The 16464-nt window shown below is 68.8% G+C and carries 12 protein-coding genes; 4 read left to right on the top strand and 8 right to left on the bottom strand.

The genetic code is table 11. From position 1 onward, the window contains the following. Positions 1–5: 5 nt before the first annotated feature. The 5 genes from ribH to glyA form a co-directional block, all read right to left on the bottom strand. The gene (gene ribH, locus MKK49_RS17450) at positions 6–512 is read right to left on the bottom strand and encodes a 6,7-dimethyl-8-ribityllumazine synthase (RefSeq protein WP_244030781.1); all 507 of its coding nucleotides are present in this window, start codon (positions 510–512) and stop codon (positions 6–8) included. Positions 513–698: 186 nt separating this feature from the next. Then, positions 699–1343 (bottom strand): riboflavin synthase, encoded by a 645-nt coding sequence (locus MKK49_RS17445; RefSeq protein WP_244030777.1) that lies wholly within the window; start codon positions 1341–1343, stop codon positions 699–701. Continuing rightward, positions 1344–2438, bottom strand: coding sequence for a bifunctional diaminohydroxyphosphoribosylaminopyrimidine deaminase/5-amino-6-(5-phosphoribosylamino)uracil reductase RibD (gene ribD / locus MKK49_RS17440; RefSeq protein ID WP_244030775.1), 1095 nt, complete (start codon positions 2436–2438; stop codon positions 1344–1346). It lies immediately after the preceding gene. A gap of 2 nt (positions 2439–2440) precedes the next feature. Continuing rightward, positions 2441–2956, bottom strand: coding sequence for a transcriptional regulator NrdR (gene nrdR / locus MKK49_RS17435; protein ID WP_244030774.1), 516 nt, complete (start codon positions 2954–2956; stop codon positions 2441–2443). 117 nt (positions 2957–3073) lie between these two features. Further along, entirely contained in the window at positions 3074–4378 is a 1305-nt protein-coding gene (glyA, locus tag MKK49_RS17430; protein ID WP_244030769.1) for a serine hydroxymethyltransferase, read from the bottom strand. A 369-nt stretch (positions 4379–4747) separates the two neighbouring features. Between glyA and MKK49_RS17425 the strand changes: the two genes are divergently transcribed. After that, a complete protein-coding gene (locus MKK49_RS17425) occupies positions 4748–5215 on the top strand; it encodes a hypothetical protein (protein WP_244030767.1) in 468 nt (155 codons plus the stop codon). A 100-nt stretch (positions 5216–5315) separates the two neighbouring features. On the opposite strand, the gene MKK49_RS17420 is transcribed toward MKK49_RS17425, so the two are convergent. After that, complete coding sequence (locus MKK49_RS17420; protein WP_244030765.1) at positions 5316–6614, bottom strand: murein L,D-transpeptidase; 1299 nt, start codon at positions 6612–6614, stop codon at positions 5316–5318. Positions 6615–7186: 572 nt separating this feature from the next. Here MKK49_RS17420 and MKK49_RS17415 point away from each other — a divergent pair. Both MKK49_RS17415 and MKK49_RS17410 read left to right on the top strand, forming a co-directional pair. Then, the gene (locus tag MKK49_RS17415) at positions 7187–7708 is read left to right on the top strand and encodes a copper chaperone PCu(A)C (protein WP_409565093.1); all 522 of its coding nucleotides are present in this window, start codon (positions 7187–7189) and stop codon (positions 7706–7708) included. 52 nt (positions 7709–7760) lie between these two features. Further along, positions 7761–8726 carry an alginate O-acetyltransferase AlgX-related protein gene (locus MKK49_RS17410; RefSeq protein ID WP_244030763.1) on the top strand — a complete coding sequence of 322 codons (966 nt, stop codon included), beginning with the start codon at positions 7761–7763 and terminating at the stop codon, positions 8724–8726. A 50-nt stretch (positions 8727–8776) separates the two neighbouring features. Here MKK49_RS17410 and MKK49_RS17405 read toward each other — a convergent pair whose 3' ends face one another. Together MKK49_RS17405 and MKK49_RS17400 are read right to left on the bottom strand one after the other, a co-directional pair. Further along, positions 8777–11206 carry a penicillin-binding protein 1A gene (locus tag MKK49_RS17405; protein ID WP_244030762.1) on the bottom strand — a complete coding sequence of 810 codons (2430 nt, stop codon included), beginning with the start codon at positions 11204–11206 and terminating at the stop codon, positions 8777–8779. 185 nt (positions 11207–11391) lie between these two features. Next, complete coding sequence (locus MKK49_RS17400; protein WP_244030760.1) at positions 11392–12660, bottom strand: N-acetylmuramoyl-L-alanine amidase; 1269 nt, start codon at positions 12658–12660, stop codon at positions 11392–11394. A 706-nt stretch (positions 12661–13366) separates the two neighbouring features. Between MKK49_RS17400 and MKK49_RS17395 the strand changes: the two genes are divergently transcribed. After that, complete coding sequence (locus tag MKK49_RS17395) at positions 13367–16411, top strand: ribonuclease E/G (protein ID WP_244030758.1); 3045 nt, start codon at positions 13367–13369, stop codon at positions 16409–16411. The last annotated feature ends 53 nt before the right edge of the window (positions 16412–16464 follow it).

Below are 16464 nucleotides of genomic sequence, written 5' to 3'. Positions count from 1 at the left end.
GGTGCTCAATCCTCTCCGACGGGCGCGGCCGCGGCGGCCCGCTTGAGGGCCAGCACCGCGAGCGCCGCCTCGGCGGCACCGCCGCCCTTGTTCATCTCGGACACGCGGGCGCGGGCGAAGGCCTGCGCTTCCGTCTCCACCGTCAGGATGCCGTTGCCGAGCGGCAGCAACCGGGCGACGGACAGGTCCATCAGGGCGCGGGCGCTCTCGCCGGCGACGATATCGTAATGCCCGGTCTCTCCCCGGATGACGCAGCCCAGGGCCACGGCGGCGTCGTAGGGCTGGCCGGCACGGGCGGCGGCCTCGATGAGGATGGCGATGGCGGCGGGAATCTCGAGGGCGCCCGGCACGGTGACCACGGTGGCCTCGGCCTCGGCGGCGTCCAGCGCCGCCTGCGCTCCGGCGAGCAGTTCGTCGGCGAGTTCGTCGTAGTAGCGCGCCTCGACCACGAGGACGCGTGCACCCCTCACGATGGCGGGCGACGGACGGGATGCGGGTGGGGTCGAAACCATCGAGGGGCCTTATCGAATGCGCGGCGCTTGGGTAGGCTTTTCGTGCTTTTTGGAAGTTGCCGCCCTGGATCGGCCGGGTTGCCCCGGCTCGCGCGCCGAGCGGATGCCGTAGCTGACCCGATCGGAAGGGCCGAGCGATAGACCGAAGGCGCCCGACGGACAAGCCGCGCGACACCTCCGGCCGTTTCAACCGGCGAGCGCCGCCTGGGCTTCCGTGAGGCGCGCGGCGTAGCGGGCGATGAGATCGACCTCGAGGTTGAGGGAATCGCCCTCGCGGCACTGCCCCCAGGTCGTCACCGCCAGGGTGTGGGGGATGAGGAGCACGGAGAAGAGATCGCCCGCCACGGTGTTGACCGTGAGCGAGGTGCCGTCGAGGCAGACCGAGCCCTTCCGGGCGATGAAGCGTGACAGGCCGGGCGGCGCCCGCAGGGTGAAGCGGTCGCTCGGCGCCCATTGCGGATCGCCGCTGCCCCCGGTGACGGATTCGCGGGTGACGATCTCGACGCGGCCGTCGACGTGGCCGGTCACGAGATGGCCGCCGAGTTCGTCACCGATCTTCAACGAGCGTTCGAGGTTGACCCGCGTGCCCGCGACCCAGGTGCCGACGGTGGTCAGCGCCAAGGTCTCGGCGGCGGCGTCGACACTGAACTCGCAGCCACCCGCCACGGAGTTCACCGCCACGGCGGTGAGGCAGGGGCCGGAGCAGGCGATGGAGGCGCCGAGTGCGATGGTGGCCGGATCGTAGGCGGAGCGGATGCGGATACGGCGCAGGCGGTCGTCGCCCGATACGCCAAGGACCACTCCCACATCGGTGACGAGACCGGTGAACATCTATTGACTCCGCTCATACGTGACGGCGCGGTCGGGACCGAAATCACGCGTCTCGACGGGCTTCAGATGGCCCCGCGACAGGCTGGATTCGAGGTGCGGCCCGATGGCCGGAAGACCGGCCGTCCCGAGGGCGGCGGGGCCGGTGATCAAAGTGCAGACATCGACGAGGTCGGCCCGCGCCAGGGCATCGGCGAGGTGGGGGCCGCCCTCGCAGCAGAGCCGGGTCAGGCCGCGTGCGGCCAGGGCCTGCAGGGCGGCGGGAAGGTCGATCCGGCCGGCCGCATCGGCGGCGACGCAGAGAACCTCGACGCCGAAGGACGCGAGCATGCGCTTGGGGTGAGCCGGTGCGTTGCGGGTGGTGATGACGAGGGTGGGAATGTCGCGCGCGCCCCGCACGAGGTGGGTCGAGGGCTGGAGCCGCAGGGTCGAATCGAGGACGACGCGCAGGGGCGAGCGCCCGGACAGGCCGGGCAGGCGCACGGTGAGCGAAGGATCGTCGGCCCGGGCCGTGCCGATGCCGACGAGGATCGCGTCGGCATGGGCCCGCCACAGGTGGACGGCGCCGTCGGCGATGGGGCCGGTGATGCGCAGGCGCTGGTCCGGCGCCCCGGCGGCGAAGCCGTCCCGGGTCCGGGCGAGTTTGAGGTGCAGGCTCGGGCGCCCCTGTGTCGCCCGCGTGACGTGGCCGATGTGATCGCGGGCGGCGATCTCCCGCAGGAGGCCCGTCTCCACGGCGATCCCGGCCTCCCGGAGCAGGGCATGGCCGCGCCCGGCGACGCGGGCATCGGGGTCTTCCAGCGCGGTGACGACGCGGGCGATTCCCGACGCGACGATGGCGTCGGTGCAGGGCGGCGTGCGACCGTGATGCGAACACGGCTCCAGGGTGACGTAGAGGGTAGCGCCGCGCGCGGCCTCCCCCGCCATGGCGAGGGCCTGCGGCTCGGCATGGGGTCGCCCGCCCGCCTGCGTCACACCCTGGCCGACGATGCGGCCGTCGGCCACAACGATGGCGCCGACGGAGGGATTGGGCCAGGTCCGTCCGAGGTTGCGATGACCCAGCGCCAGGGCGAGCCGCATGAAGCGGATGTCGGCCATGCTCATGATCGCGGCCGGGGCTTGGTGCGCAGGGGCGTGACGGTGGATTCGTCGGTGGTCGCAAGCCCGGACGGCGCATCGCTTAAGGTGCCGAGCAGCGCCTTGAAATCGCTGGCCTCTCGGAAATTCTTGTAGACGGAGGCGAAGCGCACATAGGCGACGTCATCGAGGCCCTTCAGACCTTCCATCACCAGTTCGCCGATGGATTCGGTCGTGATTTCGCCCTCTCCGCCGCTCTCGAGCTGGCGGGTGATGCCGCTGACGAGGCGCTCGACCCGCTCGGGGTCGACGGCGCGCTTGCGCAGGGCCACGCCGATGGAGCGCTGGAGCTTGTCGCGGTCGAACGGCACGCGCTTGCCCGAGCGCTTCAGCACCGTGAGTTCGCGCAGCTGTACCCGCTCGAAGGTGGTGAAACGCCCGCCGCAATCCGGGCAGACCCGCCGCCGCCGGATGGCGTCGTCGGTGGGGCGCGAATCCTTCACCTGGGTGTCGGGGCCGCTGCAATAGGGACAGCGCATCGGGCGGACACCTGTGCGGATACGGGAAACGAGGAACGGCCGCGGATCGGGTGATCCACGGCCGTTCTCCTTAGCGTGTTGCGGTGCACGCGTTAAGCGCGAACACCGTTGTGAGCCTTATGCGTAGATCGGGAACCGGTCGGTCAGGGCGTGAACCTTCTGCTTCACGGCCGCCTCGATCTCGGCGTCGCCGGCTTCGCCCTTGGCGACCAGCCCATCGAGCACCGCGACGATGAAGCCGCCGATCTGCTTGAATTCGGCGACGCCGAAGCCGCGTGAGGTGCCGGCCGGGGTGCCAAGGCGAATGCCCGACGTGATGGTCGGCTTGGCCGGATCGAACGGCACACCGTTCTTGTTGCAGGTGATGTCGGCGCGGCTGAGTGCGGCTTCCGCCGCCTTGCCGGTCAGGCCCTTCTTCTGCAGGTCGACGAGCATGAGGTGGTTGTCGGTACCGCCGGACGTGATGTCGTAGCCGCCCGACATCAGGGTGTCGGCGAGCGCCTTGGCGTTCTCGATCACCTGTCGAGCGTAGATCTTGAACTCGGGCTTCAGGGCTTCGCCGAAGGCAACCGCCTTGCCGGCGATGACGTGCATGAGCGGACCGCCCTGGAGGCCGGGGAAGATCGCCGAGTTGAACTTCTTGGCCAGAGCTTCGTCGTTCGTCAGGATCATGCCGCCGCGCGGGCCGCGCAGGGTCTTGTGGGTGGTGGTGGTGGCGACGTGCGCGTGCGGGAATGGCGACGGGTGCACACCGGCGGCGACGAGGCCGGCGAAGTGGGCCATGTCGACGAAGAAGTAGGCGCCGACGGCATCGGCGATCTCACGGAACTTGGCGAAGTCCCAGTGGCGCGGATAGCCGGAGCCGCCCGCGATGATCACCTTCGGCTTGTGCTCGTGGGCGAGCGCCTCGACCTGCTCCATGTCGATGCGCTGATCGTCGCGGCGCACGGTGTAGGAGACCGGCTTGAACCACTTGCCCGAGACGTTCGGGGGCGCGCCATGGGTGAGGTGGCCGCCGGCCGCGAGGTCGAGGCCGAGGAAGGTGTCGCCCGGCTGCATGAGCGCCATGAACACGCCCTGGTTCGCCTGGGAGCCGGAGTTCGGCTGCACGTTGGCGAAGCCGCAATCGAACAGGCGCTTGGCGCGCTCGATGGCGAGGTTCTCGGCGATGTCGACGAACTGACAGCCACCGTAATAGCGACGGCCCGGATAGCCCTCGGCGTACTTGTTGGTGAGGACCGACCCCTGCGCTTCCAGAACCGCTTTGGAGACGATGTTCTCGGAGGCGATCAGCTCGATCTCGTGCTGCTGGCGGCCGAGTTCCTGACCGACGGCGGCGGCCACTTCCGGATCGGCGTCGGCGAGCGACGCATTGAAGAACGAATTCGAGAAGTGCTTGTCGGCAACGGTACCGGCGCTCATGGAAGGCCTCGATTGTTGAACGGGCGAAGGCGTCCGTTATCCGCTGGCGTAAGGCGGGCGGACGCTCGATGGGCATTTTATTACACGGGCGGCGGGATTGGGCCAAGCGCAGCTAATTTGCGGTGTCGTTGGAAAAAATTTGAGTTCTGATCATCCAGGCGCCCGCAGGACGGACAGGCACACTTGCGCGTGCTCACGAATCCCCTCCGGAACGCTCTTGACAGGGCTGGAACATATCATGAACTTACCCAGGGTTGCACGGAGATCCGAGTCACACGCGGCGCATCCGTCCCAGCCCTGTATCCCTGGGGTCCAGTGTCGCGGCCACGCACGTCACTGAGACCAGACGTTCATCGGAGGGTGAGGCTCATGTCCCTGTCGGCTTATGTTCTCAGCACACGCTCCCTCGAAACGATCGGCGAATGGCAGGCCGCCGTCGATGCGCTCGGATTCAAGCTCACCTTCGAAGGCCAGGCCGATGAGCGTATCGAGGACTTGTTCGGCCACCTGCCTGTCGTTTGGCAGGGGCATGAGGCGGGATTCGAGTGCCTGCCCGGTGATGAGGACGCGGCCCAAGACTTCGTTGAAGACGAGGAAGCGGCCCGCCTCGGCGGTCCCTGGACGCAGATTCTGGAGATTTCTTACGTCGGGCTTGCCAATATCGCCGGCGTCGCGATCGCGGGTGCGGTCTATGCCCATGCCACGGGTGGGATTTTCTGGGAGGGTGAGGAGGGCGTGCGGGTCAGTGCCGAGGAAGCAGTGGCGTATGCGCGGAGGATCGAAACGGACATTCTCGCGGCACTGGCGAACGAGAACGCCGAGCAACCCTCTGCCTGAGTGACGCCATGCGGAGCGGAGAATCGGAAACGGCGGGCGCTGAGGCGCCCGCCGTCGATGATCTCCAGTTCCCCAAGCGATTGACTTCGAAGTGTGAGTCTCAGTTCTCCTCGTCGCCAGGCTCGAAGCTCGGCACCTGCTCGGCGCTGGCCACGGGAGTCGGGGCTGAGAGGGTGGACGGCACATTCACGCCGTCGCGCTTGTAGATGTCGTCGCGGAACTGCACCGAGCCGTCGGGGGTCGCCCAGGCGGTGATGTAGGTCCAGTAGACCGGCACGGGGGTGCTGAGGGTGGCATCGACGCGCTTGCCGCTCTCGATGGCCTGCTCGACCTGATCGCGGCCCCAGCCGGGCGTGTCCTTGAGGAGCCAGGTGATGTACTCGCGCACGTTCTGCACGCGCACGCAGCCCGAAGAGATGAAGCGGAAATCGTCGCCGTAGACGCCCTTCGAGTTGGTGTCGTGCATGAACACGCCGTGCGGGTTCGGAATGTTGATCCGCACGATGCCCATGGAATTGAAGTCGGCGCCCGAATCCTGGCGGTAGCGGTAGCGCGTGCCTTCGTCCGAGTTCCAGTTCACCGAGGCCGGCGAGATCTCGGTCTCGCCGGTGAAGATGCGGATCTTGTTCTCGGTGAGGTAGTTCGGGTCCTTCTGCATCTTGGGGATGAGGTCCTTCTTCACGATGGAAGCCGGGACCGTCCAGAACGGGTTGAAATTGATCTGCGTCGCCTTGGTGTTCATGATCGGCGACTGGCGGTCGATCTTGCCGACGCCGGCGGCGTGCAGGGTCACGACCTGGCCGTTCTCCACCGTCTGCACCAGGGCGGCGGGGATGTTGGTGATGACGAAGCGGTTGCCGAGGTTGCCCGCGTAGGAGCGCAGGCGCTGCACGTTGATCTCGAGCTGATGCAGACGGATGTCCGCCGGCACGTTCATGGCCTGCTGCGTCGCCATGCTCATGGCGCCGGTCTGGCTCAGGCCATGCCGGGCCTGGAAGCGCTTCACGCCGGCCGAGACGTAGGAATCGTAGACGCCCGAGCCGCCTGACGCCGAATCGAGATCGCCGGAAATGATCAGACGCTGGCGCACGGCGCTCACCGCCGGACCCTTGGCGCCGATGCGCAGGCGGTCGGCACCCGAGACCGGCTTCCAGCCGCCCCGGTTCACGATGTCCCGGTAGCGCTCGATGGTCTGCTCCGTGGCCGCGATGGTCTGGGGCGACAGGATCGGCGTCGAGGAACGCCGGACCTGCATGGTGGTCGGCGCGGCGTAGTCCTGCGCCCATTCGGCCTGGGCGAAGCTGCCCTGCTCGCGCGCAGACGCCGCGTGACCGACGAGGGCGACGGACGCGGCGAGGGCGAGGCCGAATGACCGGGGATGGAGAGCCTGTTTCAGCATCGGGCGAACTCTGATCTGACGTAGGGTGCGGCGTAGGGCCCCCGGTCTCCGACGCCGAGCGTCGGGTCCGGTCCGCCCCTTGCCGCGAACGTGTCGGGGTGCGGTTAAGAACTCATGGCGTCCGGGCCAGAATATGGCGCCCCCGGATTTTGCTATGACTTCCGCGCGATTGTACCGCCCGGGCCACAGGACGGCGTGGACGTCTGGACCGGGTTCGCGAACGCGACCAGGGCGGGCGATGCTTCTGGGCCACACGGAGGAGACGAGAGGCCTCTTTCTGCGAGGTGTCCTCGCAAAACACTGATGGATCATCGTTTTTTCGGAGGAAGGGGTGCCTGCCGCCCCACCTTGTGATGGCGGCAGGCCGGACGAACTGCGTTCCTTCGGCCTGTTTCCCCACAGACGGGACAGGCGATACGACGCGCCGAAGCGCAGTTCGTCCATGGCGGGGACTTCACGCGGCCTTGCGGCGGCGTGCCCTTGCGCACGCTCGAAATCTGCCCATGGTCGTCGCGCGTCGGGCGCTCCAAATCAGATGCGATCCGCCACCCCACCACCACGGACCCGATCCGATGAACCGCCGCCACCGCACGCTTCTTCGCCTCGCCCTGTCGGCCATGGCCGCCATCGGCTTTGCCGCCCATGCCTGCGCCGGCGAGCCCATCACCGCCGGAAGCCTGCGCATCGAGACGCCGTGGATGCGGGCGACGCCCGGCGGTGCAAAAGTCGCCGGCGGCTACGTCCGCATCACGAACACGGGCACGCAGGCAGACCGGCTCACGGGTGCCGCCATCGCCATCGCGGGCCGGGGCACGATCCATTCCATGACCATGGCGGGCAGCGTCATGAAGATGGCGCCGGTGCCGGAGGGGCTGCCCATCGGGCCGGGCGAGACCATCGAACTGAAGCCGGGCGGACTTCACCTCATGTTCGAGGATCTCAACGCCGCTCCGAAAGTCCACGAACCTGTCTCCGGGACCCTGACCTTCGAGCGGACCGGCGCCGTGCCGGTCACCTTCGCGGTCGCCCCCATCGGCGCGATGAGCCCGGATACGACTGCCCCCGCCGTCCAGGCCCCGCACCATCACCATTGAGGTCATGGCGGAAGAGGGTGCGCCCACCATTGCCTGAGTCTAGACAGCGGGCATGAGCCTCACAGCCGCCGTCGCGCCGCACGCATCGAGCCATCCCGATGTCCATATCGGGCGCGACGGCTGGCTGTTCCTCACGGGGGGCAGCAACGATGTCGAGGCCCAGTACGGCGTGCCGGGCTTTCCACGGGCCAAGCTGTGGCGTTGGCGGCGCATCCTGGAGGAACGGACCCGGCGTTGCGCTCGGCTCGGCATCCGCTACGCCCATGTGGTCGCGCCCGAGAAACTCGCGATCCACAATCACGCGTTCGACGGTCTGACCGTCGATCCCACCCGCGCGCCGGCCCTGCGCCTGGAGCACTGGCTGCGCTTGTCGCCGGCCCATCGCTCCCTCGTCGATCTCGTGCGACCATTCCGGGCGCGCGCCCGCGAGACGGCGCTTTACCGCCGTACGGATACGCACTGGACCTTCGACGGCGGCTGGCTCGCCTACGCGGAGATTTGCCGGCATCTCGGCGTACGCCCGCGCTACGACATCGCCGCGCGCCGCATCGGCATCCCCCGGGTCTATGGCGGCGACCTCGGCGCGAAGTTCGATCCGGTCCGGTGCGAGATCGCCGAGCCGTGCCTGTTCGAGAGCACGGCGCGGCGCGTCTCCGCCAATGCCCTGATCACCGCGTTCGAGGCGGAGGGACGCGGCCGGGACGCGCATATCGGCGCCCACGCGGTCTTCCGCAACGACTCATCCGAGGCCGATCCGCGCCGCCTCGTGCTGTTCGGCGATTCCTACGCCCACCACACGGCCAACGACGCCACCGGCACCCTGACCCCGCTTTTTGCCGATACATTCCGGGAGGTGCACGTCCTCTGGTCCACGAGCATCGACTGGAATACCATCGACCGTGTGCGGCCTGACTTCGTCGTCTCGCAGATCGCGGAGCGCTTCATGATGGAAGTGCCGCAGGCCGGCTTCGATATCGACAAGCTCGCGGCCCTGGCCCTCGCGCGCAAGGGGCTCTGAGATACCAGAACGGCCGGGACAGGGCCCGGCCGCTTCGCGACCGTCGACGATCAGTAGAGGCCGCCGGCCTGAGCTGCGCGGTCGGCGTCGGGTGGAACCGCCGCCGGGGCAGCGTTGCCGGCGGGCGCCGCCACGTAGGCGTCCGGGGGCGCGGTGCCGGGCTTGAAGGCCTCGAGAAGGGTGCCGGCGCCCTCGCCCGAGCCGGCCCGCATGCCCGACGAGGCCGAGACGCGGATGAGCTTGATGCCGGGCGGTACGCGGAACGGCGTCGGCGGCTTGTCCTTCAGGGCTTGCTTCAGGAAGTCGAGGGCGATGGGCGCCGAGAGGCCGCCGCCCGTGGCGCGATCACCGAGCGAGCGCGGCTTGTCGAAGCCGAGATAAACGCCGACGGCAAGATCCGGCGAGAAGCCGACGAACCAAGCGTCCTTGGCGTCGTTGGTGGTGCCGGTCTTGCCGGCCAGCGGCTTGCCGACCTGCTTCAGGATGGTTGCGGTACCGCGCTGGACCACGCCCTCCATGATCGAGACCATTTGGTAGGCCGTGAGCGGGTCGAGGACCTGCTCGGAATCGTCCACGAGCTTGGGCTCGTCCTGGCCGGACCACTTCTCCGCGTCGCAGCCGAGGCACTTGCGGGCATCGTGCTTGTAGATGGTCTCGCCGACCCGGTCCTGGATGCGGTCGATGAGGGTCGGGCGGATGCGCCGGCCGCCATTGGCGAGCATCGAGTAGGCCGTGACCATGCGCATGACCGTGGTCTCGCCGGCCCCGAGCGACATCGGCAGCACCGGCAGCATGTCGTCGTAGACGCCGAAGCGGCGGGCGTACTCGGCGATGAGCGGCATACCCACATCCTTGGCGAGCCGGACCGTCATCAGGTTCTTCGAATGCTCGATGCCGTAGCGAAGCGTGTGCGGGCCGCCGGACTTGCCGTCGTAGTTCGAGGGCGTCCACGCCTCCTGGCCGGGGCCGGCCTCGATGGTGATGGGCGAATCCTGCACGATGGAGGACGGGGTATAGCCGTTGTCCAGCGCCGCCGAATAGACGATGGGCTTGAACGACGAGCCCGGCTGGCGCATCGCCTGCGTCGCCCGGTTGAACTGACTCTCGTCGTACGAGAACCCGCCGACCATGGCGTGGACGCGGCCGGTGTAGGGGTCCATCGCCACGATGGCGCCGGAGACCTCCGGACGCTGGCGCAGGCGATAGGTGCCGCGTCCGCCATCCATGGCCTCGACGTAGACCACGTCGCCGGCGCTGAGAGCGGCGGCCGGCGAGCGGCCGGTCCAGCGCGTACCCTCCGCCGCGATGGTGCCGGTCTCGCGGTCCTTCGAGACCTGGCCTGAGGCCTCACGCCGGGGCTGCAGGCCGATCTGCGCGGCGCCGCCGGTGGTGCTCAGCACCACGGCGAGGCGCCAGGGCTGCACGTCGCCGAGACCCGGCACTTCGGCCACGGCCAGACCCCAGTCGCGGCCGACGAGGTCGACCTTGGCCTGTGCCCCGCGCCAGCCATGGGACTGGTCGTAGCGGATCAGGCCATCGACGAGGGACTTGCGGGCCCAGGCCTGCATCTTCGGGTCGAGGGTCGCGCGCACGGAGAGGCCGCCCTCGTAGAGCTTCTTCTCGCCGTAGCGCTCGGCGATCTCGCGGCGGACCTCTTCGGTGAAATAGTTGGCGTTGGCGGCATTGGCGAAGGCGACGCGCGGGTTGACGCCGAGCGGCATCTTGCGGGCGGCGTCCCCCTCCTCCTTGGTGATGTACCCGTTCTGGGCCATCAGACCGATGATCTCGTTGCGGCGGTCGAGCGCCTTCTGGGTCTGGCGATAAGGGTGGTAGTTGTTCGGCCCCTTCGGCAGGGCGGCGAGGTAGGCCGCCTCGTTGATGGTCAGTTCGTGGACGGACTTGCCGAAATAATCCAGCGCCGCGGCGGCGACGCCGTGCAGGTTGCGCCCGGGCACGATGGTGCCGAGGAAGATCTCGTTGAGGTAGAGTTCGAGGATCTTGTCCTTCGAGTACGCCGCCTCGATCCGGAAGGCGATGAGCGCCTCCTTGGCCTTCCGCTCGAACGTCTGCTCCGGTGACAGAAGGAAGTTCTTGGCGACCTGCTGGGTGATGGTCGAGGCGCCCTGCTTTTTGCCGCTCTTGAAGTTGGTCAGCGCGGCGCGGACCAGGCCCTCGGGATCGACGCCGCCGTGCTTGTAGAAGTTCTTGTCCTCGGCCGAGAGGAAGGCCGCGACGACGATCTTCGGCATGGCCTGGATCGGTAGGTAGAGCCGGCGCTCGGTGGCGTATTCGGCGAGCAGCGAGCCGTCTGCGGCGTGGACGCGGCTCATCACCGGCGGCTCGTAATTGGCGAGGGCCGCGTGGTCCGGCAGGTCCTGGCTGTACTTCCAATAGAAGAACGCCCCGGCGGCCGAGGCGACCACGAACAGCATCGCGCCGATGCTGAACAGGAAGCCGAAGAAACGAAGGACGATGCGCATCCGGGTCCCGTTCGTCGCTGGATCTGCCGCCGTCCGGCACGTCGGCCGAGACCGCTCGCCGCCCCAGGGGGGCGACAGGCATGGAGAAGGGCGGCGTTCGCTTGGGGCTTCCCGCGCGGCCGTTCCCGTCGAACTCGCGACGTCGGTTGGACCGGGGCGCCGTGAGCCCCGGTTTCACTCTCATTCTATGGTGAAACTGGGGCGATTGCCGCCGAACGCCGGGGCGGATTCGGTCGCATCAGCGAGGTCCGGTTGCCGAAGAACGCGTCGATGGCCTTCGCCATCCCGCCCGTGACGTCGGCGCGCCAGGCGTCCGACTGCAGGAGGTCGAGGTCGCGCTTGCTCGACAGGTAGCCGAGTTCGACGAGCACCGAGGGCACGTCGGGCGAGCGCAGGACCATGAACCCGGCCTCGCGGTGGGGTTTCGGGCTCATCTCCATCACCGGGCCGAGCTGGGCCATGAGCCCCTTGGCGAAGCCCGACGAGAAGGTTCGGGTCTCGCGTAAGGTCAGTTCCTGGAGGATGTCGGCGACGTGCCCCGGCCCTTCGTTCGATTCCGTGCCGGCGGCGGCGTCGGCCCGGTTCTCGCGCTCGGCCAGACGCGCCGATTCGGCGTCGGTCGCCTTCTCCGAGCCGGTGTAGATGGTCGCGCCGCGCACCTGCGGGGCGGACTGGATCGAATCGGCGTGGATCGAGACGAACAGGTCGGCCTTGGCCTCGCGGGCGACGCGGACCCGTTCGGACAGGGGCACGAACACGTCGCGGTCGCGGGTCATCCGCACCCGGTAGCGCCCGCCCGATTCGAGGCGCGCGACCAGCGCCTGGGCGAAGCCGAACACGATGTCCTTCTCGAACACGCCGGTGGCCGCGATGGCGCCCGGATCGGTGCCGCCGTGGCCCGCATCGACCATGATGAGGGGGCGGGCATCCGTCGCTTCGGCCTGGGCCGAGGCCTTGCGGGCCTGGGGCGCCGGATCGCTTGCCACGGCGGCGCGACGGAAGCCGTCGCGGTCGCTGCGCTGGAACTCGACGCTGAGGAGCACGGCGCCGTCGCGGGGCCGCGTCACCGTCTCGATCTTGCCCACGGTGGCGGGCTGCGCTAGGTCGACGACGATGCGCGAACGGCCCGGCGCGAACAGGCCGTAGCGAAACGACGACACCACCCCTTCGCGCTTGCGCCCGGTCTCGGCGCCGAGCTGGAAGTTGACCTCGGCCAGATCGATGACGGCACGGTCGGGCCGTTCCATGACGAAGGCGCGGGCGTCGATGGCCTTCGACAGGGTCAGGGTGAGTTTCGTGATGCCGCCGCCGCTGGACAGTTCCGCCGCGATGGCAACGGCGGCCTGCGCACGGACAATCTTGTCTCCATCCTGCGCGCGCACGTCCGGGCCGGCCGCGGAGACGAGGCTCGCCGCAAGGGCAATCGACCGGAGCAGGCGGGAGGATGCGAGCATGAGTCCGGCGTTCCGGTTCCTGTAGGCGTCCGGTTAAGCGATACGGCCGGGATGGTTAACTGTTCCTTGTGCCGCGTCGGCGGTTGGCGCGGGGTTGTGGCCGGAGCGCGACACCCGCGTGGCTCGTGGCGGCGATGCGTTATCGCGGGACGCCCCGCGTTTCCATCTTGCCAAATCCCTGCGACGATCTGTAATGAGCCTGTACCCTTCCCGGTGCCGTGCGGTATGCTCCGCGGCCCGCGGGCGTTTCGAGATCTCACTCGGGCGTCTTCGCCGTCGGTTCCCGCGCCATCCTCGCCGGCGTTTCATGAGCCGGGCAGGTGACGGTTCAGGTTGCGGCCTCTTGGCCCGCGGCATGTCTAGAGAAATCCGTGGCCGGCGGTATCCGGCTCAAAGAGTCTTCGCGAGGTCAGGGAGAGGATGGGAGGACACACAGCATCGGTTGCCGTTGCTCGTGTTCGACGCATGCGCGTTTCGCGTGGCGCCGCAGTCCCGTCGGTCCTGGCCAGGATCAACCCCACGCGCGCCGATCACCGGCGCCCAAAGGCGGTTGACGGCAATCCCTTCCCCACAGCTCTGGCGATCCGCGTTTTCGGATTGTCGCGCGCGTTGACCGTCCGGCCCGATGGGCCGGGACGGGGCGGCACGCCATCGGAGCCGCTCGGTTCGAGGAGAACGACGTCGGCCGCCCTGTCGAAAGTTCGTCATGGCCAACAACAACAAGATGCTCATCGATGCGATGCACCCGGAGGAGACCCGGGTCGTCACGGTCCACGGCTCTAGGGTCGAGGAATTCGACTTCGAGGCCGCCAACCGGCGCCAGCTGCGCGGCAACATCTACCTCGCCAAGGTGACGCGGGTGGAGCCCTCGCTCCAGGCGGCCTTCATCGAGTACGGCGGCAACCGCCACGGCTTCCTCGCCTTCAGCGAGATCCACCCCGACTATTACCAGATCCCGCTCGCCGATCGGCAGGCCCTTCTCGAGGACGAGGCGCGCGACGCCGAGGAGCACCGCGAGCGCGAGGAGCGCAAGCCCCGCCGCCGCTCTCGCGGCCGCCGCGCCGAGGCCGCCTCCGCCAAGACCTCCGAGAGCGTGAGCGTCGAGGATTCGTCCACCGAATCCACTTCGCCGGACGCTCATGCGGAAGCCTCCGCCGTGAGCGCCGGCGAGCAGACTGCGTCCGAAACCAACGAGACCGAAGCCCACGCGGCGCATCCGGCCGAGACGGGCAGCGACGCGTCCGCCGAACTGGCGCAGGCCGAGCACGCCACGGAATCCACCGAGGAGGCCGCCGCCCAGGCGAACGCCACGGAAAGCCCCGCGACCGAGGCCGTTCCAGAGCCGTCCGAGACCGCCGCAGCGCACGTCACGGCCGAGCCCCAAGTCGAGGCCGAGGCCCGCGTCGAGCCGGCCGCCGAGATCGCCCTCGAAGCCGCGCCCATGGGAGGCTCCGCCGAGCCCGTCGCCGCTGCCGTCGCGACGCCCGCCGAGACCGCCGAAGACGAGTCCGACGAGGATGAGTCGGATGAGGACGACGAGGACGAGGACGACGATTCGGACGAAGACGACGACGAGTCCGATGAGGACGACGACGAGGATCACGAGGGCGAGGACGGCGAGCGCGAGCCCAAGATCGCCCAGGTCGGCGGCAACGGCGACGCCCTGGCCGAGATTCCCGAGCGTCCGCGCACCTATCGTCGGCACTACAAGATCCAGGAGGTGATCAAGCGCCGCCAGATCATCCTGGTGCAGGTCGTCAAGGAAGAGCGCGGCACCAAGGGTGCGGCTCTCACCACCTACCTGTCGCTCGCCGGCCGCTACTCCGTGCTGATGCCGAATACGGGTCGGGGCGGCGGCATCTCGCGCAAGATCACCAGCGCCGCCGACCGCAAGCGCCTCAAGGAGGTCGCGCAGGATCTGGAGGTGCCCGAAGGCATGGGTGTCATCCTTCGTACGGCGGGTGCCTCGCGCACCAAGCCGGAGATCAAGCGCGACTTCGAGTACCTCATGCGCCTGTGGGAGAGCGTGCGGGAGCTCACGCTGTCATCGTCCGCCCCAGCGCTCGTCTACGAGGAAGGCTCGCTCATCAAGCGCGCCATCCGCGACCTCTACAACAAGGACATCGACGATATCCTCGTGGCGGGCGACGCGGCCTACCGCGAGGCTCGGGACTTCATGCGCATGCTGATGCCCGGCCAGTCCAAGGTGGTACAGCCCTACCGCGACCCGACGCCGATCTTCGCGCGCCACGGGGTCGAGCAGCAGCTCGACGCCATGTTCTCCACCCACGTCACGCTGAAGTCCGGCGGCTACCTCGTCATCAACCCGACGGAGGCGCTGGTCTCCATCGACGTGAACTCGGGCCGCTCCACCCGCGAGCACGACATCGAGGACACCGCCCTTCGCACCAACATGGAGGCGGCCGAGGAGGTCGCCCGCCAGCTACGCCTGCGCGATCTCGCCGGCCTCGTCGTCATCGACTTCATCGACATGGAGGAGAAGCGCAACAACCGGGCCGTCGAGAAGAAGCTCAACGAGTGCCTGAAGAACGACCGCGCCCGCATCCAGGTCGGCCGGATCTCGCCCTTCGGCCTTCTCGAAATGAGCCGCCAGCGTATCCGCACCGGCATGCTCGAGAGCTCGTCGCTCCCTTGCGTCCATTGCGGCGGCTCGGGCTTCGTGCGCGCCACCGCGTCGGTGGCCCTGCAGATCCTGCGCGCCATCGAGGAATCGCTCCTCAAGAGCGCCTCGCACAACCTCGTCCTGCGCACCCGCACGGAAGCGGCCCTCTATATCCTCAACCAGAAGCGCGGCCACCTGCATGAGTTGGAGGTGCGCTTCGGCGTCACCGTGACCATCGCGGCTGACGAGCGTCTCGCCACCACGGCGGCGTTCCAGCTCGATCGCGGCGAGCCGGCCGTGCGCGCCGAAGGGGCCATCACTGGGGTACGTGCCGTCGCCATCAACCCAGCGATGGAGACCGAGGACGACGAGGAGTTCGAGGACGAGGCTGTCGAGACCGGAGAAGTTGAAGCGGAAGCCGAATCGCAGGGGGCCGAGGTCGAGGAGGCCCGCGAAGGAACGAGCGAAGGCGGGGAAGGCCGCGGCGGACGGCGCCGGCGCCGGCGCCGGCGTGGCGGACGCCAGGAGAACGGCACTCAGGCCGGTGGCGAGGACGAGGGCCGGTCCGATTCCGATGAGGACGAGTCCGACGAGTCCGGATCGACGGCGGCGGGCGAAGAGACGGGTTCCGAGGTCGAGGGCCAGCCCGAAACCGTCGCCGGTGGCGAGGATGACGGCTCCGGCCGTCGCCGTCGCCGGGGGCGCCGCGGTGGTCGCGGTCGCGATCGGGACAATCGCTCGCGCGAGACATCGGGCGAAGCGACCGACAACGAACTCGACGGGACCGAGCCCGAGACGATGGCCGATGCCCCGACGGCCTTCGCCGGCGGCGAAGAGCCGGTGAGCGCCGAGGCCGTGATCGAGGCGACCCGGACGCGGGCCGACCCCGTCGCCGAGGATCTGCCGGTCGCTCCGACGCCCGAGCCGGCGGTGGCACCCGTGTTCGAGCAGACCTCCGGGGCGGCCACCTCGTCGCGCGAGGCCGAGCCGGCGCCCGAGGCGCAGCCCGTGGCTGCTTCGGTTCCGGCGCCCGAGCCCGTCTCCGTGGTGCTGACGCCGTTCGATCCCGACCGGCCCAAGCGCGCCGGCTGGTGGTCCCGCACCAAGGCTGCCCTTTCGGGCGAGTAAGACGGGTCGATCGATACCGCGAAACGAAGAAAGGCCGGATCGGGACATCCCGA

Origin of the sequence: Methylobacterium sp. J-090 (genome assembly GCF_022829345.1) — a bacterium.
In the GTDB taxonomy this organism is placed as follows: domain Bacteria; phylum Pseudomonadota; class Alphaproteobacteria; order Rhizobiales; family Beijerinckiaceae; genus Methylobacterium.
This window is presented reverse-complemented; position numbering and strand designations above follow the sequence as displayed.